The organism is Desulfoconvexum algidum, assembly GCF_055382125.1.
The window spans coordinates 346,356-367,418 of sequence record NZ_AP042394.1 but is presented as its reverse complement, the minus strand read 5'-3'; the positions used below and the strand labels follow the sequence as shown (position 1 = coordinate 367,418).

Sequence of the window (21,063 nt, the reverse complement as noted above, 5' to 3'; positions counted from 1 at the left end):
CCTTTTTTATCCAAGGTGCGTAATTGATGTCCACGGCACTTTTGTTTATAAGAAGTCGCTTAGCGCAAAGCCGATGCCGATGCTGTTGGAATGCTGATTGTAATCGATCAGGCTTTCACCGTATCCGTTAAACCATTGGACATATCCCTTTAAATACGGATAATTCCAGAGGGGAAAACTCCAGGTTGCCTGGACGGTTCCTTTCTCAAAACCGGATTCGAGGTTGTTGCGCAACATCAGGCTGAAGGTGTGGTCCTTCCACTTGTAGGCCCCGGTCACTTCGTAATGGCCCATAAAATCTGTGATGTCCGGATTGTCATCATCGTCAGCATCCTCTTGAATCCGGTACCACGGTTTTATGCCGAAGACCAAATCCTTATAATTAAACAGAAAATTGGCATACAGTCGATTCCAGCTTCTGGAGAGTACGCCACCCCGCCCATTGGACTGATGGACAAAACCAAATGAATTCACGCTGTTTTTAATGCCGAAAAATTGCCAGTCATTGCGGAACTGAAACCAGGCCTCAGGCTCATGGTTGGTTTCCCTGAAGGGAGATGAAAGGTCATTGTTGTATACCTGCCAGAAAGAGCGGTTGGTGTAAGCAGCAAAAATATCCATCTTGTCTTCGAAAAGGCCGACGGCCAGGGGCATTTTAATACTGATCTGGAATTTGGCCTCTGTATCATCAATCTCAATCGTCGAATCATTATATTGCTCCCGGAAGGGGTCGGGATTATAGCCGCTGGAATTGTTACTGGCAAACAAAATATAGTTAGGTTTGTGGGGCATGAGGGTGTAGGCACGCAGCACATTTACCCTGTCTGCTTCCATCCGCTTATTAAGCGGATCTTTTTCCCCGGATCCCGCCTGTTCCACCGTGCCGGAAGCGACCGGTGGGGGTATATCGGCACCACTTTGTGCCATAAATACGGCCGGGCCGGTGTCAAATGCTTGGATGTTGAGATTTACATAACCGGACGTATCTTGGGGCAGCTCAAGGGAATAATTGGTTTTTAGAAAACCATTTCCAGGCAATTGGGTCTTGCCGACGGATTTTCCATCAATAGGGACTGCGAAGACAATCTGTTCCCTGCCGCCCGCCGAAATGCGGCACGTCAGTTTATCCGGCAAGCTGATATTCATGGCCGCTCCGGATAGATTGGTAAAAAGAAGATAAAACGTTACCGGTTGACCGGCCTGAACCGGTCCTTTTGGCGGCAGGAGGACCGTTTCCATCTGCCCAGCGTTGGCCCATGAAGAAAACAGAACTAACAATAAAAATAGAAAACCCTTTCCGACTTTAATCATCTGTAGCTTCTCCTTTTTCAATAGGTTGACAATGTGATCAATTGTTTGGTGTAATATATCATTAACAAGAACACTAAATTAGAGTCGGCTTAATTTGTTCTCAACGTCACTGGCAAAAAGATATCCAAATGGTATGGAACACAAAGATGAATATAAGCAAGTATAAACGAACAACTTACTTCAATTTATTCAACCAATCCCCAGCGTTAAGCCATTTCAGCTTCAATTCTTTCAGTATTCCGCTTCCTTCAAGATTGTTAAGGGTATTGCGGGTCCAGTTCATCATTAACGGATCATTGGCTGGGATCGCAATGCCGATAGGTTCATAGGTTAACGGGGTGATAACTGAGAGCAGACCGGCTTCTGGATAACGGAATGTTGATACGATACAAATATGATAATCGGCGATCATGGCCTGAGCTTCATCCTGTAACACCATGTCCACTGCTTCGTCATAAGTTCCGGTTGTGAACAGCGTCGTTTTGTCAAGAAAGGTTTCAGCAAATGCTTGGCTTGTTGAGTCTTTGAGAGTCACTATTTTCGTATTGGGGATGTTGACGTCCTTTGCTTCATCCGCATTGGCAATTGTTTTTATTTTAGTGAGAAACGATTTGCCTGAGAGAAAGTAAGGGCCGACAAAAGCAACTTTCAAATTTCGTTTAGCGGTGATAGTCATGCCGGACAAAACCATATCGACCTGTCCACTTTCAAGTGCTGGCAACAATTCGTTAAATGGCTTGATGACAAATTTGACTTTGACATTCATGGCATTGGCCATCAGTCTGGCAAGATCCGGCTCCAGACCAAAAATTTCCCCATCTTTTGACGTCATGTTTAGGGGCGGCATATTCCCCATGGTCCCGACTACCAACTCCCCTCTTTGCTGGATACGGTCCAGCACTGGGGATTCTGTATCACTTGTCTTTTGCTGCATCTGAGCACAGCCAGTAAGAAAAATCAGCCCCAGAATTGTCACAAACAAAACTTTTCTAAACTTCATTTTTATTCTCCTTTTATAATTAATTTAAAGTACATTCTTAAATTGTATAAAAAAAGTAAGCATTACATGATATCAATCGTATTTTGATTCAGCACCTATCTGTATCAAAACACGCCCCATTCCTGTACTGTTTATAATCGTTGAGCCTTTTATGTTTGTTTTTCGTTTACAGATATACTCGGTGATCGGGATCTTGGTGGCAGCGATTAAATTTTTTTTAGATTTTTAACAGAACCAGTTGAAACCAAAACGACTTGGACAGTTTTAGTTTTCTGTGCTTTCATATTCTGTGTACTCTTGGTTTGCTATACCTAATTTTGTTTATACTGTAAAATTTTACCCTGTTATTGTATTAAAAAAGCAGGAACATAGCAAAGAAAAAGTTTGAGGAGGCCATCTCAATTCAGTAATACCTAGTTCATGCCTTTGGGTACCAAACCCTTCGCTTTGTAATTTATTGCATCAGTAAGAGAAATTCCTTGCTGGTTCCAGGCTCCGGCTTCCTTAGCTGAAAAATTTTTAGCACGCCATTTTGTGGCATTCATTGGCATAAAAAAGATTAAAAATTAATCTGCCATTTGATTCCGTAGTAGGTGATTTTCGATCCCGTTCCCAGAAGATTTGTTTTTTCAGAGTCGTGATCAATTACCCCTACTTCAGGGACAAAAAAGACCCCGGGAGCAAGGGTGACGGTTGACTGGATATAATAGGCATCCAAATCATCCTTGTTAGAACCGGCCTGGTCAAGTTCGGCCCGGGTATACCCGTATCCAAGCTCAAAGGAGAAGATATCATTGAGCTTCATTCCCCCCACAATGGCGTATCCCAGGGAGTCGTTGTCGACCAGGGTGGTGCCATCGAAAGCGGGATTATCATCCGCTGCGCAATTGTAATTGTAGGGACCTGTGTTTTGCCCAAACCAGAGATCCGCACCCAAATAGAAAGAATCAAATTTAATCTGCCCTCCCACCGCAAGAATATAACTATCTACATCTTTGGAGATGTTTGTGGCGGTATCGGTTACCTCATAGGTCTGATATCCCCCCTGAAAGTCCAGAAAGGCATTGTCAAGTACCAGGCGATAGCTGGCCTCAAGTTTTGGAATAATGACTTCGGTGGTGCTGCTTGCCACGTCTCCGTCCCAGGTGTCTGTGTTCGGCTGGATGGCGGCAATCTGAAAACCGCCAAAGCTCAACCGGATCATGGGCTGGCGTTTGGCGTCCACATGGCCATAGGGGTCCAGGCTTGTATCATTTCCATAGACCTGATTGCTCAGGGACATATTCAGCGGAGAATCGGTCTGACCCACAAGTAATTTGCCAGGTCCAAAATTCCACTCTCCATAAAGGTGACGGATGTTGGCGTTTCCGCCGCTGGCACCGTATTCAAATCGGCCCATAAGCTCATCACTCACCGTCACATTTGCCCCGATCCGGGCATTGCTCTGAAGGCTTTGGCCATAGTTTGTGGTATCCGCCACCCCATTTTTATTGTCCGTATCTGTGTAAAAAGTCTGAACCCTGGCAGATCCATAAAAATTCCAGTCAGCAGCAGATGCACTCATTGCAAACACTGCCACTATCACAGCAATACCAGCCAACAACCCTAATTTTTTCATCTTTCCTCCTTAAGCTCTTTTCGGGGGGATGGGCAAAGAACCCCTATAAATGAAATTAATGACAGGTCCTTTACGTAGAAAAAATTTTACGCTATTTTACAGTAGGCCCACCCTTGCAGATTTAATTAAAAAAAAGAGTATTACTTTTAAATTAATTATGCAAATATAATAGGTTATATTAATGCCTTATATATAAGATGATATAAAAAATAATATATATCAAAAGAATCCAAAAAAAATTCCGATCTCCAGAGATATGATAAAGTTACGGAGGAACTGGTAAGGATTATGAACAGCCCTGAGTTTCATGCCACAGCCTATAATATTCTCATGAAACTGGACAGTGACGGATAACTGAATCTATTATTAGATAGATTCAATCGAAAAAAAATGTTATGTGATCATTAATCGGAGCATTTGCTTTTGTTCCTTTTCATTTTACTATTTGATCAAAAATTTTGAATAAAATTTCTTGGAAAAATAGATTTATGTCTAATTTTATTGCCGCTGGTTTAAAATTTGTTTTTAAACTGCTGTTGTACTGTCTTTCAATTGTTTTGTTCCTTACATTTATCTTGTTGTTCGTGTATATCAAAAGTCTTCCAAACCTGGACATCTGGCATACCCAGGTCCTTGAATCCGAATATAAGCAAAACACGGATATAAAAACATTTGAAGGCTACCTGGATCTTGAGCAAAGGGTGTTCACAGAACTTGAAGAAAAAATAGTTAAACCGCTGCCGTTGTCCCAGCAAACCCTTCTAAACCGGTTTTACAAAGGCAGTCTTTCCAACCCAGATACTTTTGATGTAAACTGGAACCGTTCATTTGTACTGACAGCACCCTCTCCCAAAGCTGGAGTTCTTCTGTTGCACGGCATGTCTGATTCCCCCTATTCCCTCCGCAGCACAGGACAACATCTGAACAAAGGAGGTGCATTTGTCGTTGGGTTAAGGATTCCCGGCCACGGTACGGCACCCTCTGGTTTGCTTGATGTAAAATTTGAGGATATGGCAGCAGCGGTAAAGCTTTCAATGAAATATTTAGCGGACAAGGCACCTGGCAAGCCCCTTTATATTATCGGATATTCAAACGGAGGTGCCCTTGGTCTTCATTATGCTCTTTCTTCTTTTGATGACCCTTCCCGGGAAAAAATATCAGGACTGGTGCTCATCTCCCCTGCCATAGGAGTGAGCAAAATTGCCGTTCTGGCGCAATTTATGGAAAACCTAAGCAAGGTTTACGGATTTGGCAAATTGGCCTGGAACGATATTCTTCCAGAATACAACCCTTATAAATACAATTCATTTGCTACAAATGCAGGGGATCAGGTTTACCGCCTGACAAAAGAAATAAACCGCCTTTTAGCCGCTGCAAAAAAGAACGACAATTTAAAAAAAATTCCGGACATCCTTGCCTTTCAGTCCATTGTAGATGCGACCGTGTCAACATCTGCCATTGTAAAGGACCTTTTCAATAAGTTGCCGAACGTCGGTCATGAGCTTTTAATTTTTGATATCAACAGAACTTTTGATCTTACACCGCTCATAAAAAAAGATCCGGTTCCGGAAGTCCATCGCCTTTTTAAACAGGATGACCTTGCATTTACCATCAGTTTTATTACCAATAAAAGCAATGAAGACCGGCATGTCTATCTCCGCCAGAAAAAAACCGGGAATTCAGTTGAAACACAATCCAGTTTGGGATTTATTTGGCCTGTCGGGCTGTACTCACTTTCCCATGTTGCCCTACCATTTTCCAAAAAAGATCCATTATACGGGACAGTCGATACCCACAGCAATACAGGTCTTAACCTTGGGGATATTCATTTTAGGGGAGAAAAAGGCATATTAAACATTCCGGCCACAGAATTAATAAGACTTAAATGGAATCCCTTTTATCCTTATATGGAAACCAGGATTTTTAATATGGTATTTCCAATGGATTAAAAGAGTAAAACGAGTACTAATGGTATCTAAAGGGACACGGGCCATTTATAATTCTCTGGGAATTTCAGATACTATTTTGTCTTCCAAACAGATAGATCCATCTCGTTTTCACTCTTTGCAACTATACAGGTGACAGTCAAATCTCCTGTGACATTGGTGACAGTTCGTCCCATATCCAGCAGCGCATCAATTCCAAAAATCATTGCATAGGCCATGGCAACCGGTGTGCCGGTCTCAACTTTCAGCCCCACCGAGTCCAGCACCATCATAAGCATGATGGCACCGGCACCGGGTACCCCTGCCGTACCGATGGATGCAAGCACTGCTGTGGCAATGATGGTCATCTGTTGAGAAAAATCCAGAGGGCTCCCAATGGCAAATCCGATAAAAATGGCGCAGACGCCTTGATAAATCGCGGTACCGTCCATGTTGATGGTTGACCCCAGGGGCAAAGAAAATGAATATACCCCCTTGTCCACTCCCATCTCTTTTTCAGCGATCTCCATACTAACCGGCAGGGTGCCCCCACTGCTTCGGGTAACAAAACCGGTTAGCATGGCCTGTTTGGCTTTCTTAAAAAATTGGATGGGGTTCAGTTTGAACAGAATCAGACCTGTGCCGTATACAAAAATTATATGGGTGGAAAAGGCCAAATACAGTGCCAAGGTGGTCATTCCTAAAGGACCGAACGCCTCAGACCCCTGCTTACCAAAAACCACTGCAATAAGGGCAAAAACACCGATGGGAGCGTATTGCAGGATCCAGTCCACCACGAGGTACATAACCTCGGCAAACCCTTCAAAAAAACGATAGATGGAGGCAGCTGCCTTTTGTATGCGTTCATCATCACTTTGTTTTAAATTGGCAATGGCAATCCCAAAAACAAGGCAGAAAAAAATGGTGGGAAGCACATCTCCGGAGATAATCGCATGAAAGGGATTTACCGGTACAATATTCATGATGGTCTCACCCAGGGACGGGGTCTCCATAACAATCCGTGAAACGGCTGCCCCACTGGTCTCGCCCAGATCCATGCCTTTGCCGGGCTGGAATAGATTACCGAAAAAAAGTCCCACGGCCACGGCAAAACCAGTGGTCAGGGTATAAAGCCCCAACGCCTTGACCCCAACCCGTCCCAACTGCGCCGGATGAATGCTGCCGGCCCCCACAACGAGCGTGGAAATAATCACGGGCATGACGATCATTTTCAATAAATTCACAAAAATATCTCCAGCCGGGCTGATGATATCAATTTGAGGGCCAAAAATCAGCCCGGCTGCTGCTCCCAATATCAGCCCGGCCAGAATTCGTACCAAAAGACTTATTTTGAAATACCATGAAATTAATCGCATATACCGTCCTTATTTTTATAAATTGGAAAGATTATTTATATCTCCCAAAGATCTTAGCAAACGTTAACCCACCCATATTTTACTCCTCCCTATCCAAAGGACCTGACCGGTATACAAATTTGGGAATATGCCAGTCAAATTTAACAGCCAGTATTCTCAGGATAAAACCCGCTGCAAGGGTGATCGGAACAGACAGGGACTCCGGTGCTTCCAGATGTCTTAGGACCAGATAAAGACAAACCGAAAAGATGGATACACTGGCATACAGTTCCGTACGAAATGCCAGGGGAATTTCATTGCAAAGAATATCCCGCATGATACCGCCGAAAACGCCTGTGACCATACCGGTTAAAGAGGCCACCGCCATGCCAAACCCCATGTCCAGGGCCCGCATGGCTCCCACAATACTGAAGGTGATCATACCCAGGGCATCCAGACTTAAGAAAAGCCACCGGAGGGTTTCAAAATACCGGGCAATGACCACCATCACAATGGCGCAAATGGAGGTAAGCAAAAGGAATTTGGGCTCTCCGATAAAAAGGATGGGGTGGCGGTCCAAAAGCAGGTCCCTTACAACACCACCGCCAAATGCGGTAACATTGGCCACCACCAGAACACCAAACAGGTCCATATGTTTTTTCCCGGCGGAAATGGCACCGGTCATGGCTTCCACAATGAGGCCTGTAACAAACAAAACAGTCAACAAAAAATCAGGATTCATAAACAGGTTCTTTATTAATAATATTCAAAAGGAACTCCCCGGCTGCCTGCACAGGCAACCAGGGAAATGGAGACGGTTATTTTTTAGGAATATCCCTGGGATCGGTCATATTTTCCGGTTTCAGCATATCATCCAGTTGTTCCTTGGTGAGTAGGCCTTTTTCCATCACCAGTTCATAAACACTGCCCCCGGTTTTAAGGGCTTCCTTGGCTATGGCTGCCGAGGGCTCATAGCCGATCACCGGTACAAGCGCTGTGACCAGGCCGATACTATTTTCAACATAGCCGCGGCAGACATCCCTATTGGCTTCGATGCCCACAATACAGCGGGAGGCCAGTGTGACACAGCCATTTTTCAAGATCATCATTCCATGGAGCAGGTCATAGGCAATAATGGGCTCAGCCATACACAGTTCCAGTTCACTGGCCTCAGCAGCCATGGAAACCACCGCATCATATCCCATGACCTGATAGCAGATCTGGTTCACCAGCTCTGGAATCACTGGATTGACCTTGCCGGGCATAATGGAAGAGCCTGGCTGCATGGCCGGAAGGTTTATTTCATTGAGCCCGCACCTAGGCCCTGAAGACATCCACCGTAAATCATTGCATATTTTAGACACCTGGACTGCTGCACGTTTCAATGTGGCTGACATCTGAACAAAGGAGCCGGCATTCTGGGTGGCTTCCACCAGATTCTGGGCTCTTTGAAGTCCAAAGCCGCTGATGTCGGCCAAAATCTCAGTGACCCGGTTGGCATACCCTGGAGGGCTGTTGATACCGGTTCCAATGGCTGTTGCCCCCATATTGATCATTAAGAACTCTTCTGCAGATCTTTCAATGGCATTCATGGCGCTGTCAATCATGACAGCGTAGGCAGAAAATTCCTGTCCCAGGGTCATGGGTACGGCATCCTGGTTTTCCGTACGTCCCATTTTAAGGACATCGGAAAACTCCTCAGCCTTGAGAACCAGGGCATCCTTAAGCTCTGTCATGCTTCGTGTCAGATTTAGTTTGGAAAGCAGTACCGACAGCTTGATAGCAGTTGGATAGGCATCATTGGTGGACTGAGAACAATTGACATGGTCATTGGGGTGGAGATGGTCATACTCCCCTTTGTTAAACCCAAGGATTTCAAGGCCCCGGTTGGCAATAACTTCGTTGGCACACATATTGGTGGAGGTGCCTGCCCCGCCCTGGAACATGTCCACGGTGAAGTTTTCATGGAGTTTGCCCGCCAGCAGTTCGTCACAGGCCTTGCAGATGGCATCGGCCTTGGCCTGGTCCAAGACACCCAGTTCCTTGTTCGCCATGGCAGCGGCTTTTTTTACCAGGGCCAGACCGTCAATGAGGTGTTGGAAATTGCTGACATGGACCCCGGAAATGGGAAAGTTTTCCATGGCCCGCTGGGTCTGGACCCCGTAATAGACATGGTCGGAAATTTCCCGCTGACCGAGGGAATCGTACTCCTGGCGAAATCCGCTCACAACGGAGGTGTCCTGTTTGTTGCGGTGAAGCTGGCTGGAAAGCACACGCAGTCTGCGGTTGATGCCCACGGCGATTCTTGACAGGATCCGATAATAAAGTTCTGTCTTATTTTCTTTAAGTGCCTCAATTTTTTCCCTGGATATCTGCCACACCACGGCACCATTTCGGGTATACCCGCTGTTGGAATGGGCATCCCCCTCCAGGAAGGTTCCCTCACTGATCAGGGCACCGGCCAGCATGGTGGCCACATGGCGGGAAGTACCGTGGAGCCCTCTGACCAGCTCAATGTCCCCTTCCAGAATAATCCCTGCCCATTGCCTTGGAGTGGATTCTTGGAACAGCCATTCATTGGGCTCATAGGTTTTTTCCTGGCCTTCGGCAAAAAACTGGGTCAGATCTTCTTCGCTGATGCCTGAAGACTTGGCTGCCCGCTTGAGGATACTCTTTTCTAATATCATCTTAAAACTCCTTAATGTAGGTGAATGAAAAAAATCAGAGGACCATGCCACCAATGACAAATCCAATAATAACGGCAAAAATTATGGTCAGGGTGCCTGGGATCAAAAAGGGATGATCAAATACATATTTTCCAATGCGGGTGGAACCTGTGTCATCAAATTCCACGGCTGCCAGCAGGGTTGGATAGGTCGGCAGAACGAACAGGGCACTGACAGCGGCAAAGGAAGCAATGGCTGCAACCGGGCTGATCCCAAGGGCCAGAGCTGCGGGCATTAAGGCCTTTGTGGTTGCCGCCTGGGAATACAGAAGCATGGCGGCAAAAAAAAGGACAACTGCCAGAAGCCAGGGTTTAGATTCCAGAATATTATCAGCAAACACATTTATTTCATCCATGTGGGCTGTCACAAAGGTGGTACCCAGCCAGGCCACGCCAAGCACGCAGATACAGGCACTCATACCGGATTTAAAGGTGGCGGCATTCAATATATTCTTGGCATCAATTTTACAGAAAAGGGTAATCAGTGTGGCCGCAGCCAGCATAAAGGTAATGATGGCATGATCCCTTGCCAGAACAGGCTCTTTAATCAGTCCCACGGTATCGCTGATGGCCGTGGCATAAAAGACCACACCAAAAATGGCCACACCAAAAATGGCCACGGATAATTTGGCCCTAGACGGCAATTTTTTTGTGGTGGTCTCTTCATCAGCCATCTTGACCTGGCCCTTGGCAAGGCGCTCCTGGTAGATGGGGTCATCCTTCAGGTCCTTGCCTATAAAATTGGTAATCACTGCAGCCAGCATCACCGCAATAAAAGAACTGGGAATGGTAATGAGTAGGAGCTGAACATAATCCACTCCGACCTTTTCAAGTTCTCCTGAGAAAAAGACCACTGCCGCAGAAATAGGAGATGCAGTGATGGCAATCTGGGAGGCTACTGTGGCTATGGCCAGAGGCCTTGACGGTCTGATACCTTCCCGTTTTGCCACCTCAGCAATCACCGGAAGGGTTGAAAAAGCGGTATGGCCTGTACCGGCAAAAAGCGTCATGGAATAGGTTACAATTGGGGCCAAAAAGGTGATATGTTTAGGATTACTTTTTAAGATTTTTTCAGCAATCTGAACCAGATAATCCAACCCGCCAGCTTCCTGCATGGCTGCAATGGCGGCAATTACTCCCATGATGATCAAAATGACATCCGTGGGGATGCTGCCCGGCTTCAAACCAAAAACAACCCCCAACACCAGCACACCGAATCCACCGGCAAAGCCAATGCCGATACTTCCCATTCGAGCACCCAGCCAAATAAAAACCAATACAACTAAAAGTTCAGCAATCCACATGGATCGTCTCCTTAAATTTTTATGAAAAGTATTGTAAATACATCGAAGTTAAAAATTAGGTAATTGAACCTTGCCTTTCAGATCAAGGGTCTGGCCGCTGATGCTGTCTGTTACATCATCCCTGTAAAAGGAGATGGATGACCATTTAAAACTAAGCTCCCCCGTGGCCTTGGCAAATTTTCCCGTACCGCCGACAATCTTTCCTGTTACCAGATCATTGGACTGCATTCTGTCACTTTTCAGAACCAAAAACAGCTCTCTGCCGTCGAGATCCCGCCAGATACAGCGGGCTTCTGTACCTGTCTTTGAATCCGAAATACCAATAACCTCTGACCAGAAATCAAGTTCGCCCCCGATAGTTTCTTTAAGATTTACATGGCCGGCCAGTTTAAAAGTGTATACATTCCTGTCTTTGCCAAAGGGAAAAATCTGCCTGCTCCCATTGGCAATCCAGGAACCGGTAAAAGGGCTGCCCTGTCCTGCCCGGGCTATGTCAGGGAAGGGGCAAAAATTTGCAGCCAGTGTAAGTAAAATAATCAGAATCAGGCATAGCCTATATTTGAATGCCCTGGGCGAATGGATCATTTTAACCTCCCTTGTTAAAAAAAGTTATTTGGTTAATTCCTGAATTATGCAGGCTAAAGTGTATGAACTTTTCCTATTTTAAGAAGTCATCATTTTGATAAGTTGGATTCGGATATTTGTAAAATCCTTCTCCGGCACTTAATCCCATTTTTCCTTTATCGATATAATTCTTTTTAATATAAGCTGCCCTATCCAGCATGGATTGATCTCCAAGTTTCTCTCCCCACAAAATATCAATGTTATATATGGTTTGCATTCCAATTGTATCCATAGTACCGAACGGCCCCATTTTAGTTCCGGCACTTATCATCCAGGTTTTATCAATGCTTTCTACATCTGAAACACCATTAACCAATAGATTTACTGCGGCAGATAATAGAGGTACCAATAATGAATTCAAAACATAACCATTTTGTTCTTTATGGATTAGAATGGGCACCATTCCAATTTCCCTGGCAAATTCAACAACTAAGTCAAAAATTACCGGATCGGTATCAGGGTGCATCATCACTTCTCCTACATTAGCATCCCAAATTCCATTGGCAAAATGTAAGGCTAAAAATTTTGCCGGACGACCGGTCTCTTTTGAATATTCACTTGGTAATGTAGTCGATGAGTTTGTTGTAAAAATGGTCTTTTCAGGTGCTACATTCGCTAACTTGGAATAAAAATCCTTTTTTATTTCAATATTTTCAGGTATGGATTCACTTACTATATCGGCATCTTTAACTGCCTCTTTCAAATCTGTTGTATAGCTTAGTCTGGAAAAAGTTTGGTTTATTTCTGCTTGCCTAGTGCCGCGAGTTTTAAGAAAAAGCTCAGCAAATTGTTTATGAAACGATTTACTTCCTTCTATTCCTTTATCAAACGCATCATAAACAGTTACTTTAAATCCATGAAAGGCAGTTTGCCATGCTATTTGAGATCCTAAGGTTCCTCCACCCGCTATTGTTACATTTTTAATTTTCATATTATCCTGCCTTATTTTTTAAACGTTTATCCCAGCAGTAAAAACATAACGATCATGATAGCAGTGGGAATCAGGGCGCCGCCCAGGATGCCCATCGGCGACACTTCGTCATTGAAATATTTCTTGAGGATAGACACGCCTGCCGGATTGGGTGCGTTGGCGATGATAGTCAGTCCGCCGCCGGACACTGCACCGGCTACCACAGCGTATTTCAAGGAGTCAGTTAATCCCGGCACTAGCGTGCTCAAAAAGGTAATCGCCGCATTGTCATTAAACGCGGTGAGCAGGGTTGCCCCAAGCATCAGAGGTATTTCAGCCAGGTTGCCGAGGATGGGTGCGATCCACCAGCCCTGAACCCCACCGTGGATGACCAACCCGCCGAGAAAAAAGCCCACCAGGATGGCCGGCTTCAAATCGATGCGGTTCTGGTAGGGCTGGGTCACCTGGGCAAACCCCAAAAAGAAAAGGATGCCTGGGATAAAGAGTTCTGGATGATGGGCGTTGAAGATAGTCCAGACCATGAATCCTATATGCACGAGGGTCACCCAGATCGGCACCGAATCGTCGCGGTTGTCCCAGTCCGGGTCGATGAAGGGACCCTGCTGCTCCGGGGTCAGCAAAACCGGAATGGTACGGCGCATTTGGCGCAGCTTGATTTCTTCAAAACGCTCATTAAAAGCCTTATGGACCGATTCTGGTGCATAGCCTTGTTTTATCAGTTGGGGAAGAAAATGCGCTTCCAATTTTTCCCGGGTAGCCTTTTCTATTTTTTCAATTTCCTGATTAACGGTATTTTCTGTACCCAGCCCTTCACTGACTTCATGGGCAATATTATCAAACATGGCATCCATGTTGCGGCGGCTCAGATAGTTTTTCTGGATCTTTTCCTTAAGGCTGACCAGGGCAAACTTGTCTTCCAGTTTTTGGATCTCTTTACGAAATATCACCCAGTAAAAGCCATTGGCAAGTAGAATTCCCAATATGGCTTTCCAGCCAAAATGGCTCAACATATGCAGGTTGGACCATTCCCATGGGCCGGCGACCATTAGCACCGGAGGTGCGGCAAAGTTGGTCAGGGTGCCGCCTACCGAAATGTTAACAAACAATAATCCCAGGGTAGCATATTTAAATTTCTGACTGGGCTCCAGTGCATAGAAGTTTTTGCCCAGCACTATGGCTGATAGGGTCATGGCCGCAGGTTCGGTGATAAAGGAACCCAGAATCGGCCCCATGGTCAGGGTGGTCAGCCACCGGGCGGTCAGTGTTCCGCTCAGCCAGCCGGCAATTGTACGAATGATGCCGTCGGCCAATAGCAGAATGGGCCGGGTGGCTGCCAGGATCATTATCACCACCACAAACAGGGCCTCGGTGAAGTTGACCTTATGGCTGATATAGTTGACCGCAGTTGACCAGTCGTGAAATAGAACAATCGCCAGTAACAGGGCTCCTGCCCATAGACCGAATACGACTTCCACCTCGCCAAAAAAGTGGAACAACTCCGCCCCGTGATGCACGGAGTCGCGGTCTGCCTCGCCATTTTTTATTTTTGTCTTGTGCTGGTGTTCCCAACGATGGGAAATGGCCATGAATTTTCCGGTTAAAAAGGTGTGAATAATAGCCAAAATGAAAATCAGGGTGGCGACCAGATTAAAAGGTTCCTGCCGGACACGATGGCCCAAAATAGCAAGGATGCCTTCCATTTGGCTGTCGTCATAGTTTTCAAGGCTGGGTGGGAAAGCCGCTACATCTGTGGAAACCGGTGTTGCCGCGATAGCATCCACTTTCCAGCATGCCAGCAGTACCAATACGCATAGTATGAATATTGTCCATTGCCATATGTCTTTTTTCTTCATTATGATCTTTTCCCAAGCGTAAGAAGATTTTTGAATCGTGACGATCCTATTCACTCGATGGTCAAGTTTTTGCCGAAATAAGCGGTGAAAAAATGAGGCGTGAAAAAGCGAATCTCAGATGTTCGGCTAAACCTCGGCCCTTAAACGACCCAAAGCATGGCGCCTCAATCGAACAGTACTTAATTACAAAAGAATATTAATACGTCTAAATTAATTTTACAAATAAAATAGGTTGTATTAAGTCCTTATCTATAAGATTTTTACAAAAATAGCATGCCTCTTATTATAGGAGTAGAAAGGTAACAAAAGGGTGCTGCAAGGAGAGATCATCTGGCATGTGGGAATGACAGGCTTGGCCACAGGGACCCATCTGTGCTTTGGCATAAAGAAAAATGGCAAATTGCTGGACCCCCTCACCTACAATGCCCCTGCGGCAACCCCGGTCAAGCCCCTTGAAATGGAACAATTTCTGGCAAACGCACAGAAACTATCCCAAAGAATGATAGCAGCCCATAAACAGAGTCCTCCAAACAAAGAACCCGCATAGGCCTGTCTGTATAGGGAAGGGATACCTGAAAATTTTCCCTGCCTTCCCTATTCACACTCAATTTGAAGGAAATTCCCGTTAAACCCGATCACATCCCCGGCATAAATTTTATTGCGCTTCCGGGTTTCCACCCGACCGTTCACGGTCACAAGCCCATCGCCAACAAAGTGCTTGGCTTCTCCGCCGCTTCCCGCCAGATTCTCAAACTTGAGCACCTTGTACAATTCAACCGGTTCTTGGGTAATTTTAACGATTCTAATATTATCTGTTCCCATGTATTCTCCAGAAGGGTTTAAGCGCAATAACGCAAGCCTGACCCCATAAATTTAAGCCTGACCCCGTAAATTTAAATGGTGGTTTCAATGCCCTCAGCACTTCTGATGGCATCGGCCCGGAGCCGCCCCTGAACGTAAAGGGACAGGGCGGCAATGGCCTTGTCACACACGGTAAACACCGGGATTCCTTTGTCCATTAAGGCATCCCGCAAAGGATCGTAGAGACGCCCCCCGTCCACCACGGTCACAATGGGGGTGGCAGTGGATTTGACCAGGGAATCCATCCGGTGCAGGATACTGTCGGGTCCATGCATATCAAATGCCTTTACAGACGTTTTGTCCAGGGTTTTCATGGCCGGAGACAGTGGATCCAGGCTCACGACCACGGCATCCACATTAGGATCATTGGCCAAAATCTGGGTGATCTTGGCATGGGCCTCATCATCGGCAGCCGGGTTGATATCCAGGGGATTTGACAGGGTCACAAAGGAAGCAAGCCCCTTGGCCACAAGAATGGTTTCAATGGCATCACGGGTTTCAGGTTCAAACCGGGCAAGTTCCATGGTAAAATCATCGGACTGGATGGAATCGGCCATGCCAACGGCCTCAAATCCGGCACCGCTGACGGCCGCCAGGCGATTGCCCCGGATGGGTTTGCGGCTCAATGTCTCGGCCAACAGCATGAGCTCCTGGAACTCGCTAAAATTTCTTGCCACAATGGCACCGGCCTGGGACACGCAGCTTTCACACACCATGTAATCCCCGGCCAGAGAAGCCGTATGACTGCTGGTGGCAGCCTTGCCCTCCAAGGTCCGGCCGGCCTTGTAAAAAACCACTTCCTTTCCTGCCAGCACGGCTTGCTTAACCGCCAGACAAAATTCCAGCCCGTCCAGATCATTGAACCCTTCGGCATAAACGGCAATCACATCCACCCGGTCTGAATTTTTAAAATAGTGAAGCATATCTCCCAGGGTCAAATCCGTCTGGTTGCCCATGGAAATCATATAGGCCGGCCGAAGCTCAGGACACTGGTGACTTCTATGGAGCATAAATGCCCCGCTCTGGCTGACCAGAGCCACCCTGTTGGCCTTGTGAGTCCGCACCTTGGGAAGCTTTTCCTCCGGGATAAACCAGGTATCATATCGTCCCGGTTTTGAAATAACGCCCATGCAATTGGCCCCGAGAAAGACCGGACCGCCCCCCCTGGAGAAATCGACGCTGCTCTGGTTGGCAATACCCTTACCCTGGCTTGCAAGTCCATGGGCGGCATTGATCTGGGCCATGACCTGATCGGCCCTAGTTTTGCTGTCCTGGGTCTCCCCCATGCCGCCGGGAATGAGCATCACACTGTTGGCAGCATCCAGACGAATCACCTCTTCCACCAGATCCGGTACCTGGGCTGCCCCCACAGCCACGATAAACAGATCCAGTTTCTGGGTCATAGCCCCAAGGTTGGGCAGACATTTCACCCCGTCCATATCGCCTGATTCACCTGTGCCCTCCTTAAAGACAACAATATCCTCTCGGGCAAAGCCTTCGGCCAGAATATTGTCCAGGATGATCCGCCCGAAATTTTTCCGTGTGGCAGACACCCCCACAATCCCAATCTTTTTGGGATGGAGCAAGGTATCTATTTTTGCCACGGGCCGTTTTGCGGCAAGCTTCCCCGCTTGGCCAAACCGGCACATACCGTCCAAGGGAACCATGAGATAATCCGTAAAGGCAAAGGGATTTATTTCCAGTTCTTCAATGACAAAGGGAGCCCCAGGGTTGGCCTGGGAATAAAAATTACCGATTCTCACAAAGGACTCGAAACATTCAATGAGCTGTTCATCGGTGACAATACGGCGCTGGCCCCGGGTAAGCCCGGCCAGTTTGCGGTAGGAAATGGTCTGTTTAAACAGCTGGAAAAAAGACTGGCCGTCATTCATGGCAGTGGAGGCAGCCACAATGGCCTGTCCTTTCCTGAACCGACGGGCATAAAGCTCGGTATCGGTTCCCCCAAGCCCGGCACTTAAGATGCTGCCGAATTCCCTTGTATGGCGCAGCCCCACAATGAGTTCATTGCCAAAGGTATCGGAATCCGGGGGCATGAACTGGACCTGGAGAACCCCCTGGATATCCCGGCTGACCGCAGCACTAAGGGCATCCCCGGTCAATCCCTTATAATGGGCAGGCGCCCCGTCGGGATACTGTTGAATCCAGGCGGTGTATTTTTCCGGCACCTCATAGAACATGCGCCGGACAGCAGACCGAATCTGGTTGGGAATTTTTGCGATAATTTGCACCCCCCCAACTTCAGTTTTATGGATAATAAAGGGGGAAACAATTTTTAATACCGCCTTCGCCCCTGGCAGGGCCATCAATTCCTCATCGGAAGACCTTGCCCCCCTGGGGATGAAACTGCTTTTAGGAGGGGTTTCCGCACCAGACCTTGCCAAAAGGGAATAGACCTCATATTCGTATAAAAAATCCCGGCCTTCCTGGCTGGCCCTGACAAAGGTATCTGTAATACTGCTGTAATCAATGGAAAGGTCCATGGATGACTCCATTTTGGTTATCAGTTTAAATCTTTCAATTCCCAGCCCATGGCATAAAATAGGTACTATACCAGGTTAATGCCCGGTATAAAAGCAAGATCATTTCTCCCGGAAATGCCAGGGGGAAATATTGAAAAAAATTTGACTTTAATCTGGTGCTTCTATATATTTTACAAGAGTATTCAAATACAATTTTCATCATTGGCTTATTTATTCACGAATTCTTATTTTTTACTTGACAATCATTCAAGCAAAACCTACTTGTGTTTGCTATTTTGAAACACCTTTTCCATATAAACACTCCAATATAGTCATAGGGATGGGTATATTGGTTTCCGGGACAATGATAAGGCCGGTAAATGGACTTTGATCGTAAATATGTTAATGTAAGGATAATTATTTACCAATTTTAAAAAGGAAACTTTGATGAAAAAATGGTTTAAACCCGTGTTGATGATGGTCTTGACACTGGGAATGACAGTTCCTGCTTTTGGAGGCGGTATTGACAACAAACAAAATTTCTCTGCAGCCTATGCCGGAAGTCTGAGCCGGAATGGGGCCACCGACGGTGCAGATGTGGCCGCTTACAACCCAGCCGGTCTTACGATTTTGGGCAACGGATTTTACCTGGAAGTTGATGCCCAGCCCTTTACCTTTGATTATGATCACACCTATAACGGTGAAACTCACACGTCCAGCCCCTCCCTTGTTGCCCCCACGGCCTTTGCCGTCCATAAATCCGACAACTTGGCCCTCTGGGGCGCGTTCACCATCAACGGCGGCGGCGGGGAAACCAAATATGAGGATGGAAATATCATTACCGAAGGTATCGGAAATGCTTTATCAGCCGGTATGTTTGCAGAAGCAGGTCTTCCGGCAGGAGGCACTCTGGAAAATCAATATGCCTATGCTGAAAGCTTTGATTATACCTTTACCACTGGCGCAACTTATAAAATCAACGATATCTTCTCCATTGCCGGGGGAATCCGGTATATCATAACAGATAAAGAAGTGGACATTCACGGGGATTATCTCGGAACCTATATAGCGGGGAAATACGATCAGGAGGCTGACGGATTCGGTGGTATCTTCGGCCTCAACATTCATCCCGGCAACACGGTTAATATCGGTATCAGATATGAAACCCAGGTAGACCTGGATTGGAAAACAGACACGAGTAAGTCAAACACTGCAGGCGTGGCTCTTCTCAGTGCCTTTGACAGGGTTGACGGCCAGAGTTATGCCAGGGATCTTCCGGCTGTCTTGGCCCTTGGCCTTGAATGGAAAGTACGTCCAAATCTGACCCTAAAGCCCTCCACCTCCCTTTATTTTGAAAAAGATGCGGATTGGGGCACCCAGAACGATGCCGTGGACGGCAACTCCTATGAAGTGGCCCTGGCCGCTCAGTATGATATCAATCAAGCATGGTCTATTACCACCGGGTACATGTTCATTGATGTGGACATGAAACCTGAAAATTTCGGAATCATTGAAAAGATGAACCCCCCCCTGGACTGCCATGCCGTTGCCCTGGGTACCAGGTACAAGTATAATGAAAGGCTGACGTTCACATTCGGATTGACCGGATATTTTTATGTGTCCGATACAGCCCCGGCAACAGCAGTGACACCCGAAGTCACCTACGAAAAGACATTGTACCAGGCCGGTATCGGCCTTCAGTACAAATTCTTTTAAATAAATCAGTCCCCCTTCAGCCGGGTGAATTTTGCCCGGCTGAATAAAAATGCCAATGCCTTCATGTTTATTGATAAACGCGGTATAATATTTGGTTTTTCAGCATTATCCGGCACTGGCTCCCACCGGAACCAACAAAAAAGTTTAAAATGATCCAAAAACAGAAATATCTCAAAGAGAAGGGGATGCTTGTCCTGCTGGCATTTATCAGCGCCTTTCCACCATTATCAACGGACCTGTATCTGCCGGCGCTGCCCCAGATGCAAGACGTCCTGAATACATCACAATCCCAAGTAAATCTCACACTGAGTATGTTCTTTGTGTTTTATGCAATCGGGTTATTGTTCTGGGGACCCTTAAGTGAAAAATATGGGCGAAAACCCATATTGCTGATCGGTATGGTTATCTACATCATTTCCAGCATCATGTGTGGCTTTTCACAACAAGTGGAACAGCTGATAGCCAGTCGAATCCTTCAGGCTTTTGGCGGAAGTGCAGCCACTGCCGTCTCTACAGCCATGGTAAAAGATCTATACAGCGGACGAAAGCGGGAAAAAATTATGGCGCTGATCATGTCTATGGTGATTATCGCCCCAATTGTAGCACCGGTTATCGGTGCTCTCCTACTTGAGTATGTTCCATGGGAAGCTATTTTTTTTGTATTAGCCGGAGTTGGGGCAGCCGCCTTGATGGCGGGTGCTTTGCTGGAGGAAACCATAGGAACTCGGTATACCGGTTCAGTATGGCGCTCCTGGGGACGTCTTACAGTGGTCCTGAAAAATCCGGATTTTTCAACCTTGCTTGCAATTTTCTCCACAATATCCATGTTCATCATGACCTTCCTTGCCGCCTCGTCCTTTATCTACATTAATGGCTTTGGCCTGAACGAACGCGAATATAGCTATTTCCTTGCCTTGAATGCTATTTTTGCCATGATCGGTCCGATATTGTATGTGAGACTATCCCGACATTTCAAACCAAATACAATCATCTCTGTTGGATTTCCTATTTTCATTTTGTGTGGTATCGCAGTAGTCATGGTCGGACATGTTTCCCCATGGGCATTTGCATTACCTGCAGCCCTGGCTACCTTAATTGTAGACGGCATGCGAGTACCGGGAATCAACCTTATGCTCGAACAACAAAAAAACGACAGCGGTTCTGCCTCAGCCTTAATTAATTTTTCCGGCATGATCTTAGGCAGTCTTGGAATGTATCTGGTTTCACTTAACCCGGATGACCTAATACTAACCCTGGGCTACATCCAGATCATGATTGGTCTGACCAGTGGCATCTTATGGTTTTTGATCCGTAACAGACCATTTGTGCAGTATGACTCCCAATTATTTTAATACTCATA

At 46.4% G+C, this 21,063-nt stretch carries 16 protein-coding genes; 4 read left to right on the top strand and 12 right to left on the bottom strand.

The window, feature by feature from the left end:
- Positions 1 to 45: 45 nt before the first annotated feature.
- The 3 genes from ACZ45G_RS01620 to ACZ45G_RS01610 form a co-directional block, all read right to left on the bottom strand.
- A complete protein-coding gene (locus ACZ45G_RS01620; protein WP_464174873.1) occupies positions 46 to 1,311 on the bottom strand; it encodes a phospholipase A in 1,266 nt (421 codons plus the stop codon).
- Between the two features lie 175 nt (positions 1,312 to 1,486).
- Entirely contained in the window at positions 1,487 to 2,311 is an 825-nt protein-coding gene (locus tag ACZ45G_RS01615; RefSeq protein ID WP_464174872.1) for a transporter substrate-binding domain-containing protein, read from the bottom strand.
- A 559-nt stretch (positions 2,312 to 2,870) separates the two neighbouring features.
- Entirely contained in the window at positions 2,871 to 3,929 is a 1,059-nt protein-coding gene (locus tag ACZ45G_RS01610) for a hypothetical protein (RefSeq protein ID WP_464174871.1), read from the bottom strand.
- A 488-nt stretch (positions 3,930 to 4,417) separates the two neighbouring features.
- Between ACZ45G_RS01610 and ACZ45G_RS01605 the strand changes: the two genes are divergently transcribed.
- Positions 4,418 to 5,878, top strand: a complete 1,461-nt coding sequence (locus tag ACZ45G_RS01605) for an alpha/beta hydrolase (protein ID WP_464174870.1) — start codon at positions 4,418 to 4,420, stop codon at positions 5,876 to 5,878.
- Positions 5,879 to 5,949: 71 nt separating this feature from the next.
- On the opposite strand, the gene ACZ45G_RS01600 is transcribed toward ACZ45G_RS01605, so the two are convergent.
- The 7 genes from ACZ45G_RS01600 to ACZ45G_RS01570 form a co-directional block, all read right to left on the bottom strand.
- Positions 5,950 to 7,230: a dicarboxylate/amino acid:cation symporter gene (locus ACZ45G_RS01600; protein WP_464174869.1), complete on the bottom strand. Its 1,281-nt coding sequence runs from the start codon at positions 7,228 to 7,230 to the stop codon at positions 5,950 to 5,952.
- A gap of 79 nt (positions 7,231 to 7,309) precedes the next feature.
- The gene (locus ACZ45G_RS01595; RefSeq protein ID WP_464174868.1) at positions 7,310 to 7,951 is read right to left on the bottom strand and encodes a trimeric intracellular cation channel family protein; all 642 of its coding nucleotides are present in this window, start codon (positions 7,949 to 7,951) and stop codon (positions 7,310 to 7,312) included.
- A 76-nt stretch (positions 7,952 to 8,027) separates the two neighbouring features.
- A complete protein-coding gene (locus tag ACZ45G_RS01590) occupies positions 8,028 to 9,896 on the bottom strand; it encodes an aspartate ammonia-lyase (RefSeq protein WP_464174867.1) in 1,869 nt (622 codons plus the stop codon).
- A gap of 34 nt (positions 9,897 to 9,930) precedes the next feature.
- A complete protein-coding gene (locus tag ACZ45G_RS01585) occupies positions 9,931 to 11,238 on the bottom strand; it encodes an anaerobic C4-dicarboxylate transporter (protein ID WP_464174866.1) in 1,308 nt (435 codons plus the stop codon).
- A 48-nt stretch (positions 11,239 to 11,286) separates the two neighbouring features.
- Positions 11,287 to 11,823 (bottom strand): hypothetical protein, encoded by a 537-nt coding sequence (locus ACZ45G_RS01580; RefSeq protein WP_464174864.1) that lies wholly within the window; start codon positions 11,821 to 11,823, stop codon positions 11,287 to 11,289.
- Positions 11,824 to 11,896: 73 nt separating this feature from the next.
- Positions 11,897 to 12,793 (bottom strand): 3-hydroxyacyl-CoA dehydrogenase, encoded by an 897-nt coding sequence (locus ACZ45G_RS01575; RefSeq protein WP_464174863.1) that lies wholly within the window; start codon positions 12,791 to 12,793, stop codon positions 11,897 to 11,899.
- A 26-nt stretch (positions 12,794 to 12,819) separates the two neighbouring features.
- Positions 12,820 to 14,646 carry a putative Na+/H+ antiporter gene (locus tag ACZ45G_RS01570; protein ID WP_464174862.1) on the bottom strand — a complete coding sequence of 609 codons (1,827 nt, stop codon included), beginning with the start codon at positions 14,644 to 14,646 and terminating at the stop codon, positions 12,820 to 12,822.
- Between the two features lie 310 nt (positions 14,647 to 14,956).
- Here ACZ45G_RS01570 and ACZ45G_RS01565 point away from each other — a divergent pair, with 310 nt between their 5' ends.
- Positions 14,957 to 15,193 carry a M23 family metallopeptidase gene (locus ACZ45G_RS01565; RefSeq protein WP_464174861.1) on the top strand — a complete coding sequence of 79 codons (237 nt, stop codon included), beginning with the start codon at positions 14,957 to 14,959 and terminating at the stop codon, positions 15,191 to 15,193.
- 47 nt (positions 15,194 to 15,240) lie between these two features.
- On the opposite strand, the gene ACZ45G_RS01560 is transcribed toward ACZ45G_RS01565, so the two are convergent.
- Entirely contained in the window at positions 15,241 to 15,468 is a 228-nt protein-coding gene (locus ACZ45G_RS01560; RefSeq protein WP_464174860.1) for an RNA-binding S4 domain-containing protein, read from the bottom strand.
- A gap of 71 nt (positions 15,469 to 15,539) precedes the next feature.
- On the bottom strand, positions 15,540 to 18,008 hold the full coding sequence (locus ACZ45G_RS01555; protein ID WP_464174859.1) for an acetate--CoA ligase family protein: 2,469 nt from the start codon (positions 18,006 to 18,008) through the stop codon (positions 15,540 to 15,542).
- A gap of 426 nt (positions 18,009 to 18,434) precedes the next feature.
- Between ACZ45G_RS01555 and ACZ45G_RS01550 the strand changes: the two genes are divergently transcribed.
- Together ACZ45G_RS01550 and ACZ45G_RS01545 are read left to right on the top strand one after the other, a co-directional pair.
- The gene (locus ACZ45G_RS01550) at positions 18,435 to 19,703 is read left to right on the top strand and encodes an OmpP1/FadL family transporter (protein WP_464174858.1); all 1,269 of its coding nucleotides are present in this window, start codon (positions 18,435 to 18,437) and stop codon (positions 19,701 to 19,703) included.
- Between the two features lie 149 nt (positions 19,704 to 19,852).
- Complete coding sequence (locus tag ACZ45G_RS01545) at positions 19,853 to 21,055, top strand: multidrug effflux MFS transporter (RefSeq protein WP_464174857.1); 1,203 nt, start codon at positions 19,853 to 19,855, stop codon at positions 21,053 to 21,055.
- Positions 21,056 to 21,063: the final 8 nt, after the last annotated feature.

What these genes read in the sequence shown, in the direction of transcription:
- ACZ45G_RS01555 (WP_464174859.1), bottom strand. Translation starts at nt 18,008, where the DNA reads ATGGACCTTTCCATTGATTACAGCAGTATTACAGATACCTTTGTCAGG.
- ACZ45G_RS01620 (WP_464174873.1), bottom strand. Translation starts at nt 1,311, where the DNA reads ATGATTAAAGTCGGAAAGGGTTTTCTATTTTTATTGTTAGTTCTGTTT.
- ACZ45G_RS01570 (WP_464174862.1), bottom strand. Translation starts at nt 14,646, where the DNA reads ATGAAGAAAAAAGACATATGGCAATGGACAATATTCATACTATGCGTA.
- ACZ45G_RS01605 (WP_464174870.1), top strand. Translation starts at nt 4,418, where the DNA reads ATGTCTAATTTTATTGCCGCTGGTTTAAAATTTGTTTTTAAACTGCTG.
- ACZ45G_RS01560 (WP_464174860.1), bottom strand. Translation starts at nt 15,468, where the DNA reads ATGGGAACAGATAATATTAGAATCGTTAAAATTACCCAAGAACCGGTT.
- ACZ45G_RS01585 (WP_464174866.1), bottom strand. Translation starts at nt 11,238, where the DNA reads ATGTGGATTGCTGAACTTTTAGTTGTATTGGTTTTTATTTGGCTGGGT.
- ACZ45G_RS01590 (WP_464174867.1), bottom strand. Translation starts at nt 9,896, where the DNA reads ATGATATTAGAAAAGAGTATCCTCAAGCGGGCAGCCAAGTCTTCAGGC.
- ACZ45G_RS01550 (WP_464174858.1), top strand. Translation starts at nt 18,435, where the DNA reads ATGAAAAAATGGTTTAAACCCGTGTTGATGATGGTCTTGACACTGGGA.
- ACZ45G_RS01610 (WP_464174871.1), bottom strand. Translation starts at nt 3,929, where the DNA reads ATGAAAAAATTAGGGTTGTTGGCTGGTATTGCTGTGATAGTGGCAGTG.
- ACZ45G_RS01545 (WP_464174857.1), top strand. Translation starts at nt 19,853, where the DNA reads ATGATCCAAAAACAGAAATATCTCAAAGAGAAGGGGATGCTTGTCCTG.
- ACZ45G_RS01600 (WP_464174869.1), bottom strand. Translation starts at nt 7,230, where the DNA reads ATGCGATTAATTTCATGGTATTTCAAAATAAGTCTTTTGGTACGAATT.
- ACZ45G_RS01595 (WP_464174868.1), bottom strand. Translation starts at nt 7,951, where the DNA reads ATGAATCCTGATTTTTTGTTGACTGTTTTGTTTGTTACAGGCCTCATT.
- ACZ45G_RS01580 (WP_464174864.1), bottom strand. Translation starts at nt 11,823, where the DNA reads ATGATCCATTCGCCCAGGGCATTCAAATATAGGCTATGCCTGATTCTG.
- ACZ45G_RS01615 (WP_464174872.1), bottom strand. Translation starts at nt 2,311, where the DNA reads ATGAAGTTTAGAAAAGTTTTGTTTGTGACAATTCTGGGGCTGATTTTT.
- ACZ45G_RS01575 (WP_464174863.1), bottom strand. Translation starts at nt 12,793, where the DNA reads ATGAAAATTAAAAATGTAACAATAGCGGGTGGAGGAACCTTAGGATCT.